Annotated in this window: 21 protein-coding genes; 8 read left to right on the top strand and 13 right to left on the bottom strand. The window is 49.2% G+C overall.

Annotated features, from left to right (window positions below; all coding sequences use genetic code 11):
• Positions 1 to 632: 632 nt before the first annotated feature.
• Positions 633 to 1,058: a transposase family protein gene (locus K3G39_RS07265; protein ID WP_220625528.1), complete on the bottom strand. Its 426-nt coding sequence runs from the start codon at positions 1,056 to 1,058 to the stop codon at positions 633 to 635.
• A 312-nt stretch (positions 1,059 to 1,370) separates the two neighbouring features.
• Between K3G39_RS07265 and K3G39_RS07270 the strand changes: the two genes are divergently transcribed.
• Positions 1,371 to 2,471 (top strand): VWA domain-containing protein, encoded by a 1,101-nt coding sequence (locus tag K3G39_RS07270; protein WP_220625529.1) that lies wholly within the window; start codon positions 1,371 to 1,373, stop codon positions 2,469 to 2,471.
• 309 nt (positions 2,472 to 2,780) lie between these two features.
• Complete coding sequence (locus K3G39_RS07275) at positions 2,781 to 4,301, top strand: sigma 54-interacting transcriptional regulator (RefSeq protein WP_220625530.1); 1,521 nt, start codon at positions 2,781 to 2,783, stop codon at positions 4,299 to 4,301.
• A gap of 106 nt (positions 4,302 to 4,407) precedes the next feature.
• Here K3G39_RS07275 and K3G39_RS07280 read toward each other — a convergent pair whose 3' ends face one another.
• The 9 genes from K3G39_RS07280 to K3G39_RS07320 form a co-directional block, all read right to left on the bottom strand.
• Positions 4,408 to 4,698 carry a hypothetical protein gene (locus K3G39_RS07280; protein ID WP_220625531.1) on the bottom strand — a complete coding sequence of 97 codons (291 nt, stop codon included), beginning with the start codon at positions 4,696 to 4,698 and terminating at the stop codon, positions 4,408 to 4,410.
• 33 nt (positions 4,699 to 4,731) lie between these two features.
• The gene (locus K3G39_RS07285) at positions 4,732 to 5,247 is read right to left on the bottom strand and encodes a hypothetical protein (protein WP_220625532.1); all 516 of its coding nucleotides are present in this window, start codon (positions 5,245 to 5,247) and stop codon (positions 4,732 to 4,734) included.
• 96 nt (positions 5,248 to 5,343) lie between these two features.
• Complete coding sequence (locus tag K3G39_RS07290; protein ID WP_220625533.1) at positions 5,344 to 5,934, bottom strand: hypothetical protein; 591 nt, start codon at positions 5,932 to 5,934, stop codon at positions 5,344 to 5,346.
• A 51-nt stretch (positions 5,935 to 5,985) separates the two neighbouring features.
• Positions 5,986 to 7,176, bottom strand: coding sequence for an NRAMP family divalent metal transporter (locus K3G39_RS07295; protein WP_220625534.1), 1,191 nt, complete (start codon positions 7,174 to 7,176; stop codon positions 5,986 to 5,988).
• Positions 7,173 to 7,952 (bottom strand): 5-oxoprolinase subunit PxpA, encoded by a 780-nt coding sequence (pxpA, locus tag K3G39_RS07300; protein ID WP_220625535.1) that lies wholly within the window; start codon positions 7,950 to 7,952, stop codon positions 7,173 to 7,175. Before pxpA ends, K3G39_RS07295 begins: the two co-directional genes overlap by 4 nt.
• Entirely contained in the window at positions 7,949 to 8,956 is a 1,008-nt protein-coding gene (locus tag K3G39_RS07305) for a biotin-dependent carboxyltransferase family protein (protein ID WP_220625536.1), read from the bottom strand. Before K3G39_RS07305 ends, pxpA begins: the two co-directional genes overlap by 4 nt.
• Positions 8,946 to 9,680 carry a 5-oxoprolinase subunit PxpB gene (gene pxpB, locus K3G39_RS07310; protein WP_255594105.1) on the bottom strand — a complete coding sequence of 245 codons (735 nt, stop codon included), beginning with the start codon at positions 9,678 to 9,680 and terminating at the stop codon, positions 8,946 to 8,948. The genes K3G39_RS07305 and pxpB overlap by 11 nt, the downstream gene beginning before the upstream one ends.
• Positions 9,681 to 9,803: 123 nt before the next feature.
• A complete protein-coding gene (locus K3G39_RS07315; RefSeq protein ID WP_220625537.1) occupies positions 9,804 to 11,117 on the bottom strand; it encodes a dicarboxylate/amino acid:cation symporter in 1,314 nt (437 codons plus the stop codon).
• Positions 11,118 to 11,381: 264 nt separating this feature from the next.
• Positions 11,382 to 11,840, bottom strand: a complete 459-nt coding sequence (locus tag K3G39_RS07320) for a peptidylprolyl isomerase (RefSeq protein ID WP_220625538.1) — start codon at positions 11,838 to 11,840, stop codon at positions 11,382 to 11,384.
• A 193-nt stretch (positions 11,841 to 12,033) separates the two neighbouring features.
• Here K3G39_RS07320 and K3G39_RS07325 point away from each other — a divergent pair, with 193 nt between their 5' ends.
• Positions 12,034 to 12,663, top strand: a complete 630-nt coding sequence (locus K3G39_RS07325) for a fasciclin domain-containing protein (protein WP_220625539.1) — start codon at positions 12,034 to 12,036, stop codon at positions 12,661 to 12,663.
• Between the two features lie 2 nt (positions 12,664 to 12,665).
• Here the strand turns inward: K3G39_RS07325 and K3G39_RS07330 are convergent, their stop codons facing one another.
• From K3G39_RS07330 to K3G39_RS07340, 3 genes are all read right to left on the bottom strand, one after another.
• Positions 12,666 to 13,367, bottom strand: coding sequence for an SDR family oxidoreductase (locus K3G39_RS07330; protein WP_220625540.1), 702 nt, complete (start codon positions 13,365 to 13,367; stop codon positions 12,666 to 12,668).
• Between the two features lie 652 nt (positions 13,368 to 14,019).
• Positions 14,020 to 14,943, bottom strand: coding sequence for a ribosome small subunit-dependent GTPase A (gene rsgA / locus K3G39_RS07335; RefSeq protein ID WP_220625541.1), 924 nt, complete (start codon positions 14,941 to 14,943; stop codon positions 14,020 to 14,022).
• Between the two features lie 5 nt (positions 14,944 to 14,948).
• On the bottom strand, positions 14,949 to 16,190 hold the full coding sequence (locus K3G39_RS07340) for a 3-deoxy-D-manno-octulosonic acid transferase (RefSeq protein ID WP_220625542.1): 1,242 nt from the start codon (positions 16,188 to 16,190) through the stop codon (positions 14,949 to 14,951).
• Positions 16,191 to 16,423: 233 nt separating this feature from the next.
• Between K3G39_RS07340 and K3G39_RS07345 the strand changes: the two genes are divergently transcribed.
• From K3G39_RS07345 to K3G39_RS07365, 5 genes are all read left to right on the top strand, one after another.
• Positions 16,424 to 17,020, top strand: a complete 597-nt coding sequence (locus K3G39_RS07345) for a hypothetical protein (protein WP_220625543.1) — start codon at positions 16,424 to 16,426, stop codon at positions 17,018 to 17,020.
• A 145-nt stretch (positions 17,021 to 17,165) separates the two neighbouring features.
• The gene (locus K3G39_RS07350; RefSeq protein ID WP_370627212.1) at positions 17,166 to 18,605 is read left to right on the top strand and encodes an ArnT family glycosyltransferase; all 1,440 of its coding nucleotides are present in this window, start codon (positions 17,166 to 17,168) and stop codon (positions 18,603 to 18,605) included.
• Between the two features lies 1 nt (position 18,606).
• Positions 18,607 to 19,089 (top strand): GNAT family N-acetyltransferase, encoded by a 483-nt coding sequence (locus K3G39_RS07355; protein ID WP_220625545.1) that lies wholly within the window; start codon positions 18,607 to 18,609, stop codon positions 19,087 to 19,089.
• Positions 19,086 to 19,715: a class I SAM-dependent methyltransferase gene (locus tag K3G39_RS07360; RefSeq protein ID WP_220625546.1), complete on the top strand. Its 630-nt coding sequence runs from the start codon at positions 19,086 to 19,088 to the stop codon at positions 19,713 to 19,715. The genes K3G39_RS07355 and K3G39_RS07360 overlap by 4 nt, the downstream gene beginning before the upstream one ends.
• 187 nt (positions 19,716 to 19,902) lie before the next feature.
• Positions 19,903 to 20,529, top strand: a complete 627-nt coding sequence (locus tag K3G39_RS07365; RefSeq protein ID WP_220625547.1) for an HAD family hydrolase — start codon at positions 19,903 to 19,905, stop codon at positions 20,527 to 20,529.
• Positions 20,530 to 20,558 lie beyond the last annotated feature (29 nt).

Here is a 20,558-nt window from a genome sequence, read left to right on the forward strand (position 1 = left end):
GGCTGGCTTTACGCCTTCCAAAAAGCAGCCGTTGCCAGGAGAGAAAATCATTGGGAGAGGATGGAATATCTGCTCGAGCAGGTGCCGGGGCTATCAACTCGCGTTACAGAAAACTTAGGGGACATGAAAAGGCAAGGACGCTCGTGACTACTATCGTGGGGGCTCTGGCCCAGGTATAGAAACTTTGCTTTTTAGCTTTTACCTTTTGCAGGTAGAGCAAAGCGTATTATTTTATAGCTTCGCCTGTGCGGCGGGCACTCACTTTTTGTCTTGACACAAAAAGTTAGCAAAAAGGTCAAGACCCTCCAAATCGAGGGCCCCTACCCCCACTCGCTGGCCGCTCAAACAGTGGATTGTCGTAATGTTGCACCGGGCTATTGCTATAGCTTCGTAGTTTCGGCGAAAGTTAGTCTTTCTAAACCTTTCAGGGGTAGTTTACTACGAAGCTATACCTAACAACTGGTAGCGGCTAAAACTCCCCTTTGAAGGCAGGGCTGTTACGTTCTAGTTATCTGGTTCATTTTGCCAATTTTATTAGCCAGGGCAATGGTTGCCTCCTTCAAGGACCCAAAGCCGCAGCTGCGCATCAGGTTGATAGCCACGTTGAGCAGCAGGGAGCGGTTCTCGGCCCCTTACGGATGCGGCACTTGTCCTCCCCGAACGTGACGTCCTTCTGCCAGTGCAGCCGGGTCACTGGATGCTGATGTAGTAGCTGGACTGCTCACCGTCGAGCGCAGGCTCTTGCCCTCCACGCTCAGCCACCGGCCCGACCAGTCCACGTACTGCCCGCTCCACCGGGAGAAGGCGCGGCTCAGGGCCTCAAAGTCCAGCCGCTGCAGGATGTCGCGCAGGGGCACGTAGCTGGGCACCCGCGCCTTGGCCAGGCCCAGGAAGGCCACCAGCTCCTGGCGGTTGTGGTGCACAAAGCGCCCCAGCTCGCGGTAGGCGCAGCAGCCGCTCATCATGCCCATCACCACCATGCACAGGGTCTCGGCCAGCGCGTGACGCAGCCCCGCCTGCCGCCGCGGATCGGCCACCTCCCGCAGAAAACTAATCAAATCTCGCTACTTCCATCGCCCTAAATCATAATGCTAAATACAATAGCTTACGAATTTTAGAACCTAACGGCCCTGCCCTTTGAAGGGGGCAGGTAGATGTTAATTGTGCATGTGAATCCTGTTAATCCTTTTTAATGCCCAAAATCCTGATTCTGACAAAAGGTATAACTACATTAACTCCTTTTCTAAAACTATTGCCTACACAAGCAGGCAAAGCAGTTGGGGCTAAACAGGGGATTTTACGTATAAGGACCGGTGCGCACGAACATTCGGCTGTGTAGCGTTGTTAGAGTATAAATCAGGAGAGAATATATGAGCATAGGGTATAGATTTGGAGAGTATATACCACCGCAGGACGATAAGCAGGGCTTCGAGTCGCTGCTGAAGATCTTTCTGCAGCTGGTCATGATCACTTCCGGCGATGTGGCCGAAGCGCTGTCGTGGCTTAGTTCGCTGGACAAACAGTACGGCCTGACCAGTGATGATTATGGCATAGGCGACTTTATTGAAGATCTCAAAAAGAATGGCTATATCGACGAAAATCCGCAGGAAGAAGGCGTACTGAAACTGACTGCCAAAAGTGAGCAGAACATCCGGAAGAGTGCGCTCGAGGAGATTTTTGGTAAGCTGAAGAAAGGCGGCAAAGGGAGCCATGCCACACCCCAGACAGGTATAGGAGACGAGGCCAGCACCGACCGTCGTGAGTACCGCTTCGGAGATGCGATTGAGCAGATTTCCATGACCGACTCCATCCGGAATGCCCAGATCAACCACGGCCTGTCCGACTTCCGGCTGACCGAGCAGGATCTCGAGATCATGGAGACAGAGCACAAAACGCAATCGTCTACCGTGCTGATGATCGATATTTCACACTCCATGATTCTGTACGGGGAAGACCGGATCACGCCGGCCAAAAAAGTGGCGATGGCACTGGCCGAACTGGTGAAGCAGAAGTACCCGAAAGATACCTTGGATGTGATCGTGTTTGGCAACGACGCCTGGCAGATCGAAATCAAAGACCTGCCATACCTGGAAGTGGGGCCATACCATACCAACACCGTAGCCGGACTCGAGCTGGCGATGGATATTCTGCGGAAGCGTAAAACACCAAATAAGCAGATCTTCATGATCACGGATGGCAAACCAACCTGTCTGAAAGAAGGGCTACACTATTACAAAAACAGCTTTGGCCTCGATCGCAAAGTTGTGAACAAGACCCTGAACCTGGCAGCCCAGTGCCGCCGCATCAAGATTCCAATCACCACCTTTATGATTGCATCGGACCCATACCTGCAGCAATTCGTAGACGAGTTTACCAAAGTGAACAACGGGCAGGCATATTATAGCTCATTGAAAGGTTTAGGGCACCTGGTGTTCCGCGATTACGGGCGTAACCGGAAGAAGAGCTTTTAGATTTTGAGAGGTTAATCCGTAGGGTCAGGTCGTAAACTGTCCAAGTCGTGCACTTAAGAAATCAAACTGTTAAGAATGCTTTTTCTTGAGCTGGTTTGCATATAGAAAAAGTAGGATCAGTGCACCGAGTATACCATAGTAAACAAGGCTGTTCATATGAAAATAGATTCTTGAGACGAAAGCGATGACAAAGATCAATAAGCCAATCATCTCCAAAATTTTATAACGCGGAATTCTTTTCATGTAATGAAGATACACTTTATTCTGTGAAGTGGAATCTGATAAATGTTTTAAAACTGATAAAGCTACATGCAATACAAAGACATAAAAGCAGAGAATTTACTGAAGATAAAAACCCTTGGCCAGCTGCGTGCCACCGGGTATGAGCCGCAAACCGTAAAACAGGAGCTGCGTCGTAACTTAATCAGCAAGCTGCAGCGCAAAGAAGAAGTGTTCCCGGGCATTTGGGGGTACGAAGAAACCGTGGTGCCGGACCTGCAGCGGGCTATCCTTTCCATGCACCATATCAACCTGCTCGGTCTGCGCGGACAGGCCAAGACGCGCATCGCCCGCCTGATGGTGGACCTGCTCGACGAGTACATACCGGTTGTGCAGGGCTCTGAGCTAAATGACGACCCGCTGCAGCCACTTTCGCGTTTTGCCAAAGACCAGGTGCACGAGCACGGCGACGATACGCCCATCGGCTGGATGCACCGCTCTGACCGATATACTGAGAAGCTCGCTACGCCCGACGTATCGGTGGCTGACCTGATCGGTGATGCCGACCCGATTAAAGCAGCCACGCTCAAGCTACCTTACTCTGATGAGCGGGTGATCCATTTCGGCCTGATTCCGCGTTCGCATCGTGGTATTTTCGTGATCAATGAGTTGCCTGATTTGCAGGCTCGTATTCAGGTATCACTGTTCAATATCCTGCAGGAAGGCGATATCCAGATTCGAGGTTTCAAGGTGCGCCTGCCACTCGACATTCAATTTGTATTCACGGCAAACCCCGAAGACTATACTAACCGTGGCTCCATCGTGACTCCACTCAAAGACCGCATCGACTCGCAGATCATTACGCACTATCCAAAATCCATCGAGATTGGCAAAAAAATCACGCAACAGGAGGCCCATATAAAAAAAGAACAGGAGCAACTGGTCACTACCAACGACATCATCAGTGATCTGATAGAGCAGGTGGCGTTTGAGGCCCGTGAGAGTGAATATGTTGATGCCAAAAGTGGTGTGTCGGCCCGTCTGACTATTTCGGCTTTTGAGAGTTTGCTGAGCGCAGCTGAGCGCCGTGCTTTGCTCAATGGCGAAAGCAAAACTTATGTGCGTTTGTCGGATTTTCTGAATACCATACCTGCCGTGACTGGAAAAGTAGAACTCGTATACGAAGGCGAGCAGGAAGGTGCGGGGCATGTGGCGCAGGTGCTCATGGGCAAGGCTATCCGCACGCAATTTCTCAATTACTTCCCTGACCCGGATAAAGCCAAGAAGTCTAAGGAAGGAAATCCGTACAAGAAAATAACCGATTGGTTTGGCGACGGCAATACAGTGGATATTTTGAATGATGCGACTGCCTCGGAATATAAGAAATCCCTGCAAGCTATACCTGGCCTGAGCGAACTGGTAGAGAAATATCGATCAGATGCGAAGGGTGACGAGAAGCTTTTCATGATGGAATTTGCCCTGCACGGCTTAGCAGAACACAGTCAACTCAGCAAAAACCGACTCAGTACCGGTCTGCAGTTCAAGGACCTGCTCAGCGGTATGTTCACTATGCCAAGCTTTGGTGAAGAAGAAGACGAGGACGATTTTTAGAAGTTTAGGAATCTAAGCGTGAAAGCCAGAAGCGGTACAGGTACTGCTTCTGGCTTTTTTGGTGCTGATATTGAGTTGTCTTATTCAGACTTCCAGAGAAAAATACCTATACCTGAAGCAAGGCGGTAGCGATGCTTTCCCATTCTTCCACAAGCGTGGTTGCTGGTCTTTTGCGGCCTCCCCGGCTATACCAATAATCTGCGTTCCAGGTGTCGCCCTCTTTGCGGTGCAGGTAAGCGTGAATCCAGGCAGCGGTTTTGTCGGGTAGGTCTTGAATCAGAACATGTGCTTTGTCCCAGTCACCTTTCGCGTCATACCACAGCGCCTGCAGGTATACCGACGCCTCTGGGGGAGGCGTGGGAGCGGTAAGGCTGGCTTTGAAGGTGGACAGGTTCATAGGAAAAGTTTATTACATAGAGACGTATCAGCTTTAGAAGTGTAGGCTCCCTGCAATTTTGTCGAAAAGTGTTCTGTAAGTTTCAAAATTAGGAGATGTCGTCACTATAGTTAAGATGAGTATGGCTCCGTCCTTATTTGTAAACAGAACATAGTTGTGCATGTCCTCTTTACTGTATTTGTTTTTATGCGATTCAATCAGGTATTTATACTTTCTATCATTGATCACGGTGTCACCCTGTTCAATAATTGTAAACCCTTCGACCGTTCCAATGCTCTTTAAGAATTCACTGTAAGTTGCATCCAGGCTTGTTTCGTCACGATGCAGAATGTTAATATTAAAATTCTCTCTAGGCACATCTTCCTCACTCTGTTTCTGTCTGAATGCGATAAGGTCTAATGATTTGTCAGCAGGAACTCCATACTTCCAGCCAACAGGAACTCCAATCTGGTAATTTTTTACAGTATCCTGAATAATAGCGAGCTCCTGCCCGAAACTTATAGTTTTAACAGATACCAGGATAAGGAGGGTGAGTAAAAAGTGTTTCATGTTTGAGATGTCAGTTTTAAGAAGTTTGTATGTCGAGTGTTTACTAATCAGTGCCGGATTTGTATAGCTGAAGCACAGGTGAATAACTGTTATAGTTTAATATCCCTGTGTATCGCTCTTATTTAGGATTGGCTTTTCTACCTTACTTCTGTAAAGATCCAGGGCGCTTGTCATAAATTGGTAGAGTAAGGGATGCGTATCATTTCGAGGTGAGGACGCATACAGTTCATAGGCGGACCCATTTTCATGACGTACTTTTATGGTTGCTCGTGTGCCATCTAAGATTATTCTTCTGTCACTTTCATCTACTTTAAGAGTTCTTTCTTGCAATAATGAATCGCTGATGCGAAGCAAAGGGTGATTTGATGAAATTATTAAACTATCTTTCTCATAGCGCTTATACTTCTTAAGTATTTGGGTGAGCCGCTTTCGCGCCTCCAAATCGTTCTCAAAGGTTTTTAATAATTCCTGTATTTCTAAACTGTCTTGCTTCGTGGGTTTTAAATCCTCCTGCTTTCTTTTAAGATAAATAACTTTCGTTTTGTCTCCATTTTTTAAGAGATGAATCTTAAACTCTGAATGGCTGGCTGATGCAGTAGATGTGATTTCTATCTGGTAATTGCCTGTGGTTTGAGAGTAAGAAAATGCTGTAGAAAGGGTTAGAAGGAGAACTAGTAATATTTTCATATTTTGAAAGTAGTTAATATGCGAGTTAAAAGCCTGTTGCAAATGATGATGTTACCCAAACAAAGTCGGCAGCTGCTTCACTAAGGTATAGCCGCCCATCCAGGCCATCACCAACACCACCAAAATCCCGAAAACCGTCAACCATAGCGGGTGCTTATACCTGCCGATGACCTCGGTCTTGTGAGCAGCGATGAGAATAGTGCCGAGTGTAATAGGTAAGATAAGCCCGTTTAAAGCACCCGCCAGAATGAGCAAATGCACCGGACGGCCGATGGTGAAGAAAATAGCAGTGGAAACCACAATGAAACCAATGATGAACCAGTTTTCGTAGTGCTCGATGCTCCTATGGAAAGACTTGATAAAAGAAACTGAGGTATAGGCCGATCCGATCACTGAAGTAATAGCTGCCGAGACCATGACGATGCCGAAAAGCTTATACCCTACATTGCCAGCCGCCAACTGAAACACGGATGCCGGTGGATTGCTCTTGTCCAGTATTAATCCTTTGCTTACGACTCCCAACGCCGCCAGGAAAAGAAAAATGCGGATGATGGAAGCGACCGTTATACCTGACACAGCGCTGGTGTTCACCTCAGGCAAAGCCGCTTCACCCTTCACACCGGCATCGAGCAGACGGTGACCGCCAGCAAAAGTGATATAGCCGCCCACCGTGCCGCCCACCAATGTGATGATAGCAATAAAGTCGATCTGGTCAGGTACGAAAGTCTTAACAGCAGCCTCGGCAAGGGGAGGAGAGGAGGTGATGGCCACATACACGATCAGCAGGATCATCAGCAGGCCCATGACCTGAGCAAATCGGTCCATCACTTTTTTAGCTTCGCGCACCAGGAAAATGCCAATGGCTATACCTGCGGCAATGATGGCTCCCAATTCTGGAGAAATCCCGAAGAGCACGTTAAAGCCCAGCCCGGCACCACCCACGTTGCCAATATTAAAGGCAAAGCCACCGAGCACAATCAGCACTGCCACAAACAAGCCAAGGCCCGGCAAAAGCATGTTAGCAATGTCTTGCGCCCGTTTCTCTGACACGGCAATCACCCGCCATATATTGAGCTGAACACCGATATCGAGTATGATAGAGACCAGAATGACAAAGCCGAAGCTGGCAGCAAGCGATTGTGTAAAAACGGTGGTTTGCGTGAGGAAACCAGGTCCTACGGCAGAAGTAGCCATCAGGAAAGCGGCACCGAGCAGGACGCTCCAGTTGCGTTTCTGCTTCATGGGCGCTGCACGGTTGGACTGGCAAGCGCTATACCTTCGCGCTGCAATGTTTCATGAATATGGCGTGCGAACTCCAGTGCATGCGTGCCATCGCCGTGTATGCAAACCGTATCGGCCTGTATACCTGCATCCACTCCCTGCTGAGACTGCACCTTGCCTTCCTGCACCATGCGTAGCACCTGACGGGTAGCTTTGTCTCGGTCAGTGATCAGGGCATCGTGCTGACGACGGGAGGTGAGTGTGCCATCCTGTTGATAGGTGCGGTCGGCAAATACTTCGTTGGCAATTTGCAAACTCAGCCTCATACCTGCGTTTATCAGTTCACTTCCGGCCAGGCCATACAGTAACGCTTCGGGGTTCACCTTGTACACAGCTTCGGCAATGGCTTCGGCCAGTTTGGTGTCGGTAGCGGCCATGTTGTAGAGGGCACCATGCGGTTTGACATGGTGCAGCGTTCCGCCCTCAGCCTGAATAAAAGCCTGCAACGCTCCCATCTGATAGACCACCATGTCATATACCTCCTCCGCTGATACGGCCATGTTGCGTCGGCCAAAACCTACCAGGTCGGGCAGGCCGGGGTGAGCACCGATGGCGACGTTATGCTGCAGACATAGCTGTACGGTTTTGCGCATCACACCCGGGTCGCCGGCATGGAAACCACAGGCAATGTTAGCCGAAGTGACGAAGGGTAGAATCAGTTCGTCGCTGCCGATACGGTAGGCGCCAAAACTCTCGCCCAGGTCGCAGTTCAGGTCAACGGTGAGGGGTTTGTTCATAAGTTGTGCTTTAGTTGGATGGCGCGTGCCAGTTGGGTCAGGTTTTGCTCCCGTCGGATATAAAGTTGCTGGGCCTCTTCCAAAGATACTTCCTCAAATTCAATGGTCTGGCCCGGCGCGACCTGTGCTAATATAGGTAAATCGACGCGAACAACCTGCAGGATACGCGGGTAACCGCCTGTGGTCTGGTGGTCGGCCATCAGCACGATCGGATTGCCATGGGGTGGCACCTGCACTGTGCCAAATGTAACGGCAGTAGAGATAAGCTCCGCTTCCTCGCACAGGTATAGCGAAGCGCCCTGCAACCGGTAGCCCATCCGGTCTGACTGTGCCGAAACCTGGAAGCGCTCCGACCAGATCTGCTCTTGGCTGTTTCCAGAAAAGAGCTCATACTCGGGACCTTTGATGACGCGGAGCGTTGGGTTTGGGGTATAGTCAGGGTAGAACTGCGGGTCAGGTGTCCAGCTGGCTGCTATATAATCGGGCACGTCGGTGGCGTCTGTTGCCTGAGGGAATAGGGCTATACCTGCCGGAGTTGGACTGTGGCAAGCTATAAGGTCTCCGGCTTGCAGTGCCCGCCCCTGGTAGCCACCTATACCTGCCTGCAGGTAGGTCGCGTAGCTGCCCATCAGTTTAGGTATAGTAAAGCCACCCGACACGGCCAGGTATGCTCTGCAGCCGGATACAGGCGCTCCAAAAGATAAAACACTACCCTTCTTCACCAAAAGTGGCCGCCACATTGCTACTTGTTCCCCATTGAGTTCAGGAGAGAGGTCAGCCCCAGTCAAAGCGATTAGCTGGTCTTCAGTGAAGCGGATGGTGGGTCCGATGAGGGTGATCTCCAACACTGCTTCGTCCTCCGCATTGCCGGCCAGCATGTTGGCTACTCTGCAGGCAAACGTATCCATGGCGCCACTTGTAATGATGCCCTCTTTCTGATACCCATACCTGCCTTTATCCTGTAGGGTGGTGAGCATACCTGGTTTTAAGATCTCAAGACCCATGTGCCCGCTCCTTTCGCTGCCAGAACTCGTCTTCAGAAATTGCTACAAACTTTACCTCGTCACCGGCCTGCAGCAGACTGGGCTGCTCCCGGTTTGGATCAAAAAGCAGGAGCGGTGTCCGGCCGATCAATTGCCAGCCTCCCGGCGTTTCAATGGGGTAGATGCCCGTCTGGCCGCCTGCTATACCCACCGATCCGGCAGGGATATGTGGTTTGGGGTTTTGCTTGCGGGGTGTGGTTAGCTTTTTGGCCATGCCGCCCAGGTAAGGGAAGCCGGGTGCAAAGCCGATCATGTATACCCGGTACTTGCAGCGTAGGTGGCTGGCTATTACTTCCTGCGGGGTAAGTCTGGTATGGCGTGCCACATACTCCAGGTCAGGTCCGAAGGAGCCATTGTAGCACACCGGAATTTCCACTACACGGGGCGCTGCAGCTTTGTCGTTTTCACGGGCCACTTTGAGGATATGCTGCAGTTGCTCGGTTACGCGGGTATAAGGGTTGTGGAATCCTTGTTCGCTCGCTTCCCAGGGATTGTAGTATACCGTAACGGTAGTATAGGCAGGTACCTGTTCTACAAAGCCAATAAAGGGGTGACGCTCCAGATAGGAGCTGAAAGCGCGTACTCTGGTATGGGTCGCTTTGTCGATGTTATCGCCGAACTGTACCGTGATGGCGCTGTCGCCAAGCGGGTATAGCCGGAATAGCTGCATGTCTTTTTGCTTCATACCTGGGCTAAGTTGTGTGCCTCTGTATACCCGTTGAGGTGAGGTATAGTTAACCAAGGTACATAAAAAAACACAAGACCGCAGGAGAGCAGTCTTGTGTTAATGATAGATCGTCAGAATTACTTAGTCGTGAAGGCCAACGTCTTCGAGCACAGGTGGATGCAGCTGCCCTTCGGAGTGCGCCACAATCATGGCCACGGAGGCATCGCCGGTCACGTTCACGGCAGTCCGCAGCATGTCGAGCAAACGGTCAGGAGCCAGAATCAGGGCGATGCCTTCGATTGGTATACCTGCCTGCTGCAGCACGATCACGAGCATCACTACGCCTGCGCCGGGTACGGCTGCTGCGCCTATTGAAGCCAGTGTAGCTGTGAGTACAATGCCGGCCTGCGCTGCCAGCGACAGGTCCATACCATAAGCCTGCGCGATAAATACGGCCGCCACTGATTGGTAAAGACTTGTGCCGTCCATGTTAATGGTAGCGCCAAGTGGCAGCACAAAACTGGTGATTTCGCGGTTAATGCCCAGTCTTTCTTCGCAACGCTCCATGGTGACCGGAAGCGTTGCTGCGCTGGAGGAGGTAGACAATGCCAGCATCTGGGCCGGGAAAATGCCCTTGAAAAAATCTGCGTAACTGCTCTTTCCTAAAAATTTGATAAGAAGTGGGTATACCACAAAGATCATGATGGCCAGGCCAATGGTTACGACAATACAGTAATAGCCAAGCACCAGCAGCAACTCAGCAGCAGCGGAAGGATCGTCGCCGGCAAACTCCACTACCAGACCTGCCAGCAGGGCGAATACACCGTAAGGTGCAGCCATCATAATGATGTCCACCATCTTGAGGATGACGAGGTTAACGCCGTCGAAGAAAATATTGACAGGACTTGCTTTGTCTTTAGGTATAAGGATAAGGGCGATGCCAAAAAGCAGGGCAAAGAAGATTACCTGCAGCATATCCGTGTTATTGGTCATGGCACCGAAAATGTTGTCGGGCACGATGTCGATGAGTGCTTGCAGGGGGCCTTGCTCACTCACCGCCTGAGCGTCTGAAGACTTGTCGATGGTAGTGGTGGCGTATTGGGCTTTAAACTCCTCGCGTTTTTCAGGAGAAAATGCTTTTCCAGGTTCTGCTATGTTCACGATGACAAGCCCCAACACCACAGCGAACAGTGTGGTCATGAGGTATAAGCCGATCGTTTTGGTACCGATGCGGGAGAGCTTGCTGATGTCGCTGAGGCTGGCCACGCCCGTAATCAGGGACACCAGCACGAGCGGAACAGCAATCAGTTTGAGAAGGTTGATAAAGATAGTGCCGAAAGGCTTGATCCAGTCGGTAGTGAACTCAATAAGACCTAAGGAGCTGGCTGTGATACCCCAGGCTACCCCTAGCGCCATACCGATGAGGATTTGCCAGTGTAAAGCTAGTTTCTTCATATACAGGGTAATGGCAGGATATTAGTAGGTGCCCGCCGGTGAATAGGTATAAGATTCAGGAAACTACGGAAAAGGGCAGATACAGTATCAATAAAGGCATCATCTGCCCGGAACCAGACTTTCCGTTCAGGTAAAATTAAGAATAATTCCTTAAGAATAAGGGCCAATAGGAGAAATAGGGAATTTAATCTGGCAAAAAGAGAAGCCCATAAATGAGGAAAGCCGCATGCTGCGGCCTTCCTTTTAGTACTGGGGGTTAGCGGATTACTCCTCGTTCACCACAATTTTTTCGATCCTGTCGTTGGCGCGGATCTGGTCGATTACGTCTATACCTTCTACCACCTTGCCAAAGCAGGTATGGTTACGGTCGAGGTGTGCGGTGTTTTTGCGGCTGTGCACAATGAAGAACTGGGAGCCACCGGTGTTGCGGCCGGCGTGCGCCATGCTCAGCACACCACGGTCATGAAATTGGTTTTCGCCGGTCAGTTCGCAATCGATCTTGTAGCCCGGTCCGCCTGTACCCGGTACGCCCTTGGCGCCTTCGCGTGAGTTCGGGCAGCCGCCCTGTATCACGAAGTCCGGAATAACACGGTGGAAAGTGAGACCATCATAAAAGCCTTCTTTGGCTAGTTTTATAAAGTTGTCTACCGTCTTAGGAGCGTCATTTTCATAAAATTCAACTTTCATGACGCCTTTGGCGGTATGGATTTCTGCGGTTTTCATAATTCTATTCGTTTGAAATAATGTAATACTGACAAGTACAAAAGTACGCAAAATATTAATGGAGAGCCAGGTGCCGAACCTGCAATTTGGCCAAATAGGCTACTGGCCCAATATTTGCCAAAACTTGTAGCGCTCTAAAACAGTAATTGTACTATAGCACGCCACCTGAATTTGATTAAAACCGGAGTCTTCTATGAAAGCAATTCCTTACATACTCATCTTATCTGGACTGGTCCTGCTGCTGCTCACTGCCTGCAACCAAACCACAGATTCCCAAACCGGAAACGAATCTGCCCTGCAGGAGGCGCCTAATGCCCTGAAGTCGAACGGACCTGTTGAGCAACAAGCTGCCACTGCCAGCCAGATTCCCGGTAAGACGGAGGCAGCCCGTCTATCTTCCCGCAACCTCCTGGACAATATAGCCGACAACAGCGACCTGAGTACTTTCAGCTCACTGTTGCGCAAAGCAGGCGTTGCTAAAAACTTGAGTGGAACGGGCCCATACACAGTATTTGCCCCGACTGAAGACGCTTTTCTGGAACTACCAGACAGCCTGCGCGATAACCTGGAAAGTCCGCAGCACCGCGAACTGGTACAGCAACTGCTAAATAATCATATCATTGCGGGCAAACTGACCACGAGTGATTTACAGGATGGTGCTCTTTTGAAAACAGTGGCCGGACACCAGCTTAAAGTGACAAAGCACAACGACACTGTTCAGATCGACAATGCACAGATGGAAAAGCCTGACGATATGAGTAGCAATGGTGTGCTACACACAATTAACAAAGTACTGGTGCCTCAGGAAGAAACAGCCCTGTAAGCCTAAAACGGATTAGTCGCCCACACTGCCAGCTCAGGTATAAAGCCCCGGTCGTCTAATTCCAGTGCTCCTTTAATCGCCCGCGCAATCTCACGGCCGCGTAGTTTATTCGGCTGACTATCGCGTTCTTCTCTGTCTTCACGGCCAAAAGCGGTGGTCACTTCGCTGGGATTGAGTAACATAATCCGCACATTATACCTGCGCAGTTCAGCCTGCCAACACTGCGTCATACCGCGCAGGGCAAATTTAGACGATACATATACCGAACCGCCTTCATAGCCTTTGGTCGCGGCCGTAGAGCCAATATTGATGATATTGCCGTAGTTCTGCTTTTTGAAAATCTCTGCAGCATGCTTGCCCATCATGGCCGCACCAAACACATTGACGTTGTATACCTGCTGAAAATCTTCTAATTGTACACTTCCCAGTTTTTTGGAAATGCCTATACCTGCATTGTTGATGAGCGCATCGAGCCGGCCATATTCGTTCATAAACATCTTAAAGGTCCGCTTCACATCCTCCGGATTCGCCACATCTGCTGTGATGGGCATTGCCCCAAGTTCCCGTGCCGCCTTGTGGGTTCGTTTCTCGTCACGACCAGTTATGGCAACGTTAGCTCCATGCTCAATGAGTAGTCTAGCCGTAGCGTAGCCAATGCCGAGGGTGCCACCTGTGATCAGGATGTTTGCGTTTTCGATTTTCATAGTTGTTAGTAGTTTGTGTTTTGTAACGTGAGAGGGGAGGTTGTAGTTGAGGCTGCAGGGGGCTTTTCGCCTGGCCGGCGGGGCTGGTGGATGGCGTGAGCGACCTAGCTTGTGTCTGCTATAGTGGGGTCTCTGGCCCGGGTATAGCTTTGTAGCTTTTGCCTTTTGCAGGTATAGCGACCTGTGTTGCTTTGTAGCTTCGCCTGTGCGGCGGGCCCCTACTTTTTTTCTTGACAAAAAAATAGAGGGCCCTACCCCCAGTAGGCAAAAAAGTCAAGACTCCCCAAATCGAGGGCCCCTACCCCCACTCGCTGAACGCTCAAACAGTGGGTAGTCAGTTGATGCACTTGGCAAAGCAATCTGTTTTATAGCTTAAGGGGCAAGTTACTCTTACTATACCTGCAAGGGGTGTTTAACATCAACGAGGTTTATACCTTAGAACAGGCAGTAGCTGGGATACCTCCGAAGGGGGTAGGGGGATGTTAATCGTGCACGGTTCCTTCCAGTGTTTTACGCCATGATGGGAAGAGGTAGCTCAATCCTGTAAATCCTGATTCAGACGAAATAAATTATGCACGATTCGGACAGGTTGCGACCTGTCCCTATAAGTTTACCTCTCAAACTCCTCAACGCTCAAACTCTTAAACTCAAATTACTTTCGATTATCTTCACCGTGCATCATGCTCAGGTAGCTCTCATATCTGGTCAGGGCGATTTCGTTGTGGCGGACTGCTTCTACTATGGCGCAGCCGGGTTCGTTGAAGTGGGTGCAGTTGTTGAAACGACACTGGTTGAGGCGCTCGCGCATTTCGGGGAAGAAGTGGCCGAGTTCCTGTTTGGGGATGTCGACGATGCCGAGCTCTTTGATGCCCGGTGTATCGATGATGAAAGTCTCCGGGTCGATTTCGAACATCTCGGCGAAGGTAGTGGTGTGCACGCCTTTATCGGAGAAGTCGGAGATTTCGGAGGTTTTCAGGTCGAGGTCGGGAACAATGAGGTTGATGAGCGTGGACTTGCCTACGCCGGAGTGTCCGGAGAAAAGGGTGGTTTTGCCGTGTAGTAACTCCTTGAGCTCGTCTATACCTTGGTCAGCATGGGCAGAAACGCCCATAACTTTGTAGCCGATGCGCTCATACAAGTATGCGATCTGCCGCTGGTACTCCTGCATATCCTCGTCGTAGAGGTCTGTTTTGTTGTAGACGATCACGGTAGGTATACTGTAGGCCTCGGCTGTCACCAGAAAGCGGTCGATGAAGCCGAAGGAGGTACGTGGCGACACTAGCGTGGCAATGAGCAAGGCCTGATCGAGGTTGGCTGCAATGATGTGGGCATGCTCGGCTTTGTGTGTGGATCTTCGGATGATGTAGTTCTCGCGGTCTTCGATTTTATGAATCACGGCGGTGTCTTCGCCGGTTGTTTCCACGTCGAACTCCACGCGGTCGCCAACTGCTAGGGGATTGCTCACCTTCATGGCTTTGAGCTTGAACTTGCCGCGGAGACGCGCCCGGTGCAGCTTACCCTCCGCATCACGTACCAGATACCACGATCCCGTCGATTTTACTACAACTCCTTTCATTCAGATTATTTCAGCAGCTGGCGCACATCAGCCATGATTTTGGCTGTGGCACCTGACTGTTCGTGTACGTAAGTTTTTTCTTTGTCGGTTATACCCTGGCGCATCCCCGATGTTGTGTGTACCCGCTCAAAAGCCTGCAACAACTCCTCTGCACTATTTATCGGGAAGGCGCAGCCCAAGGCCACCAAATCTTTCGCCTCCTGAAACTTGTCGAACCTCGGCCCGAAGAACAGTGGCAACCCAAATACGGCTGCTTCCAGTGTATTGTGCAGCCCTTTGCCGAAAGCTCCGCCGATGTAGGCGTAAGTGCCGTAGCTGTAAAGCGATGAGAGCATGCCGATGTTGTCAATCACCAGCACGTTATACCTGCCCGCGCCCGCCTCCGTGGCCTGCGAAAAGTGCACAGCACCCTCGCCGAGCTGTTGCATGAGCTGACTGATACCGCTTTCATGAATCTCGTGCGGCGCGATGATGAACTGTATATCGTGTCGGTGCTTTTGAATCAGCGGCAATAACACCTCGATATCAGCAGGCCAGCTACTTCCTACCATAAACACTTCCTTGCCCTGCGCAAAAGCCTTCACCACAGGTATAGCTTTCACGCTGGCAGCTGTTTGCAGCACGCGGTCAAAACGGGTGTCACCAGCAATGCTGGCTTTGGCTATACCTATACCTTGGAGCAGCTTCAGCGAAGCCTCGTTTTGGGTATAGATATGCGTGAAGCGCTGCAGCATGCTGCGGTTGAAGCCGCCATAAGGTTTGAAGAACACTTGGTCGGAGCGGAAAATTGCCGAAATGGACAGCACAGGTATAGCTCGTTCTTGCATAGCCTGCAGGTAGTAGTGCCAGAATTCATACTTCACAAATACCGCCAGCTTCGGCTTTACAATGTCCAGAAAACGCTTGGCATTGCTGTGGCTGTCGAGTGGCAAGTAAAAGATGTAATTGGCAGCCGCGTAGTTTTTGCGCACCTCGTAGCCCGAAGGTGAGAAGAACGTCAGCACCACCTTATACCCTGGAAACTCCTCCCGAAACGCCTCGATCACAGGTCGGCCCTGCTCAAACTCCCCCAGCGAAGCACAATGAAACCATACCACAGGCGCTGTGTTGCCCTGCAGCTGTTGCTGCATCCGCTCAAACTGCCCCGCACGTCCTTCTTGCATCATCTTCGCCTTCTGGTGAAAAGGTGCCGCCAAGGCAATAGCCGTCTGGTAAGCTTTCAGTCCGATGTCGTAGAGTAGTTTCAAATTCGTACTTATTCATATATCCACAGGTCTGTCATAGGTGACATGCTCCAACACTGTGAAGTATAGTTATACTGCAAATATAGTAGGTTGCAAAGGGATAGTTTGTAAGGGAAGTATAGTTTGTAGGTGTGAAAGTATAATTACTTTGATAGTTGCTATTATCTACTATATTTGGTTGGAAAAGTGCAGATATGAACGTGAGCTCTGGGAGTTAACCAAAACCAAAAATAATTTTGAGAAGCGAAAAACCAATTTTCACTATAAAATTTTTGATGATGCTTCTGATTAGTACAATCTTAATCAGAACAATAGGAGTGCTATTTGAACAGGAAATCAGCGAATACCTAATTCTTTATCCGGGAAATTTATCTCAACCTTTACAATGGTATAGATTTTTGACTTATCCGTTCGAAAGTGTAGGTTTATTTGGCTGGATAAGAATTGCATTAATAATCTTACCAGCAGGATATATTATTGAGAAAAGAACGCATAAGAAAAACCTTGTTTCTATAATTTCAATTTCAGCTTTACTGGGTGGTTTATTGTTTACTTTAATCAATCATAATGACGAATTAAATCGGCCGATTGCCTCTGCAGGATTGATTTCCTGGGGTTTTTGGATTGCAGCGATTGTTTGTGGAATAATCAATTGGAAAGACTTAAATAAAATTGAAAAAGCTATCCTAATGATATTCCTATTGATCCTATTTAGTTTCAACCACACCGACTTCGGGTATTTTGTAGCTCAAATTGGAGTTGTTGTAACTGTTTTAGCTTTTACATTGACATTCAAACTTTTTAAAGGAAAAGCATTTACTAACAAAGCGTAGATGCCACCTCGACCGACGCCGCATACTAAACTACTAGCAGTTTTAAAAGATACAGCACCGAATGGCAAGAAAAGGGATAATCTTAGCAGGCTTTATCATTTTAAAATTCCTGTTGCAGTACATCCTGATCAGTCCGGAGTACGATTTGCAACGTGATGAATACCTCCATCTTGACCAGGCAAACCATTTGGCGTGGGGTTATATATCCATTCCACCCATGACTGCCTGGATATCCTACCTCATCAAGCTTTTGGGCAATGGCGTGTTTTGGGTTAAGTTTTTTCCTGCCCTTTTTGGTGCCCTGACCATTGTTGTAGTTTGGAAAGCGATTGAAGAACTGAACGACAACTTATTTGCCTTGATTTTAGGGGCTACCGGGGTTCTGTTTTCCGCTCTGTTAAGACTCAATACACTCTACCAACCTAACTCATTAGACGTTCTCTGCTGGACGACGCTTTACTTTGTTGTTATTAAATACATAAATACTCAAAAACCAAAGTGGCTGTATGTCGGGGCAATTGTATTTGTCATCGGCTTTTTGAATAAGTACAACATCGTCTTCCTGCTGATAGGCTTATTTCCGGCAATCTTAATGACCAATCAACGTGAAGTACTGGCAAAGAAACAGCTATACCGGGCCATGCTACTGGGGCTGCTGCTTATCCTGCCAAACCTTCTATGGCAATACCTGAACGGATTCCCGGTTATACATCATCTGAATGAACTGGCTGAGACCCAACTGGTAAATGTGGACACGTGGGGGTTTTTGAAGTCACAACTGTTGTTTTATGTGGGCTCTTTGTTCGTCATCATGGCAGCCCTGTATGCTTTATTGTTTCACAAACCCTTCAGTGAGTACAAAGCCTTTTTCTGGGCGATCATTTTTACGCTTGCTGTTTTTGTTTATTTCAAGGCCAAGGACTATTACGCCATTGGGCTGTATCCCATTTACATTGCTTTTGGTTCTGCTTTCCTTGCAAACCTGTTGAAGAACGGTTGGAAAAGGTATTTGCAACCTGTTGCCATTGCCATTCCGGTTTTGTTTTTCATTCCGATGTACAATTTTGCTTTTCCCAACAAGAGTCCCGAATACATTGTGAAACATGAAAAGCGGTACAAGGAGCTGGGAATGCTTCGGTGGGAAGACGGGAAAGACCATGCTTTGCCTCAGGATTATGCCGATATGCTTGGGTGGAAAGAACTGGCCTACAAAGTGGATACCGTATATTCGAAGCTTCCTGAATCAGATAAAACACTGGTGCTCTGCGATAATTATGGCCAGGCCGGAGCGATAAACTACTACACGAATAACAAAATCAAAGCTGTCTCTTTCAATGCAGACTACATTAATTGGTTTAACCTGGACCAACAATACGACCACCTGATCAGGGTTAAAACCTATACGGGTAAGGACAGTGAGTTAGAGGAAACCAGTCCGTATTTTCAAACTTCTTTCGTGTCAGACTCCATCACAAATCCATTTGCAAGGGAATACCGGACTGCCATTTTTACTTTTATAGGAGCTAAAGTAGACATCAACAAAAGAATAAGAGAGGAGATTGACGAAACTAAAAAACACCGCTAACATGCCCCTCACTATCCGCCCCATTCAACCCTCCGATAACGAGCCATTGGCCACTTTAATTCGAAAGGTTTTCCGCGAGTTTAAGATAGACAAGCCAGGAACAGTGTATACGGACCCGACCACTGACGCCTTGTACGAACTCTTCCAACAATCCGGCAGCGCCTACATTGTGGCCGAAGAAAACGGTACCATCCTGGGTGGCTGCGGCGTATACCCTACCGAAGGCCTGCCCGCTGGCTGTGCGGAATTGGTAAAATTCTACCTGGCCGCCGAAGCCAGAGGCAAAGGAATTGGCAATAAACTGATGCAGCAAAGTATAGCAACCGCCCGTGTGCTTGGGTACAAACAACTATACCTGGAGTCGTTCCCCGAACTGGCCAAAGCCGTATCTATGTATGAGAAAGCAGGTTTCAGGCCATTGCCGCATGCGTTGGGAAACTCGGGCCACTTTTCCTGCAATATCTGGATGCTGAAAGAACTATGACCGTAGAAGACGCTTATAATGATTGGGCCGCGCAGTACGACACCAACAAAAACCGCACTCGCGACCTGGAAGCTGTGGCCTTACGCACGACACTGGCAGCTATACCTTTCGAGACCTGTCTGGAGATAGGTTGCGGCACCGGCAAAAATACGGAGTGGCTGGTGCGCAAGGCGCTGCACGTTACAGCAGTGGATTTGTCTGCTGAGATGCTGAAGCGGGCTCAGAAGAAAGTGAGTTCCAATAAAGTGAGTTTTTTGCAGGCCGATATTACACAACCCTGGTACTTTTCCACACAGCAGGTATACGACCTTGTTACCTTCAGCCTGGTGCTGGAGCACATCCAAAACCTGCATTTTATTTTTGAGCAGACAGCAGCAGTACTGAAAACCGGAGGGTATGTATACATCGGTGAACTGCATCCTTTTAAGCAATTCAGCGGCATCAGAGCCCGCTTCGATACGGAAGAGGGGCGTCGGGAAGTCGAGTGCTATACCCACCACATATCCGAGTTTGTGCTGGCGGCTAAATCCCACGGCTTGAAACTGGTCGACCTGAATGAGTATTTTGATGACCACGAAAAAACAGGTATACCCCGTATCCTGACCTTACTCTTGCAGAAGGTATAGCCTTACTATCCTATCTTTTCCAAGCAACACGAAAGCCTCGAATTATGTACTGTAATGGGCCAGAAAAGCGCGCTCAAGGAACCAAAGGGCTGTGCGTTCCCTAATTGCCTATTCGACTTAATTACCCCCATCCACCTGTTTTCCGTAAACCGCATACCTGCCCCGGCAGGTATAAACGCACCTTCGCATGACGGAAAATAAACAAGACAACATTAAAGTCGTGGTGTTCGACCTGAACGGCACTTTCTATAACAAGAGCTCCAAGGAGGAGTTTTTCAAGTTTATCAGCAAGAAGAAACCACACAAACTGGCCTATTATTTCCAGATGGTGTACTACAAGGCGCTCCTTAAAATGAACCAGATCCGGATGACCGAGTTCAAAGAGAATTTCTTCAACTACCTCGACAACATCCCGCCTGAGCAGGTAGAAAAATATGCACGTGAGTTCTGGAAAAAGGAGTTCTCTGGTGAGTTTAACAAAGAAATAAAAGCCAAGCTGGACAGGTATAGGCAGGAAGGTGTGCAGGTGATCTGCGCCACAGGTGCACTGGAGGTATACGTGAAGCCGCTATTTGAGCTATACCCGATCGATGCGTTCTTTGGAACAAAAACCAGGTATAACGGCGAAACTTACATCGTGGAAGGAAAGGCCTGCAAAGACGAAGAAAAGATAAAGCGTCTCGACACGCATTTTAAAGGCAAACCTTACCAGATCGTAGAAGCTTTTTCGGATGCCAAAGAAGACATACTGGATCACGCTGAAAAGGCGTGGCTGGTGAAGGACAGCGGGAGGCTGGTCAACTATGAAAAATGAGTTTGCCATACCTGGCTGCAACCGATCTT

It is taken from the genome of Pontibacter sp. HSC-14F20, from assembly GCF_019599265.1.
Classification (GTDB): domain Bacteria; phylum Bacteroidota; class Bacteroidia; order Cytophagales; family Hymenobacteraceae; genus Pontibacter.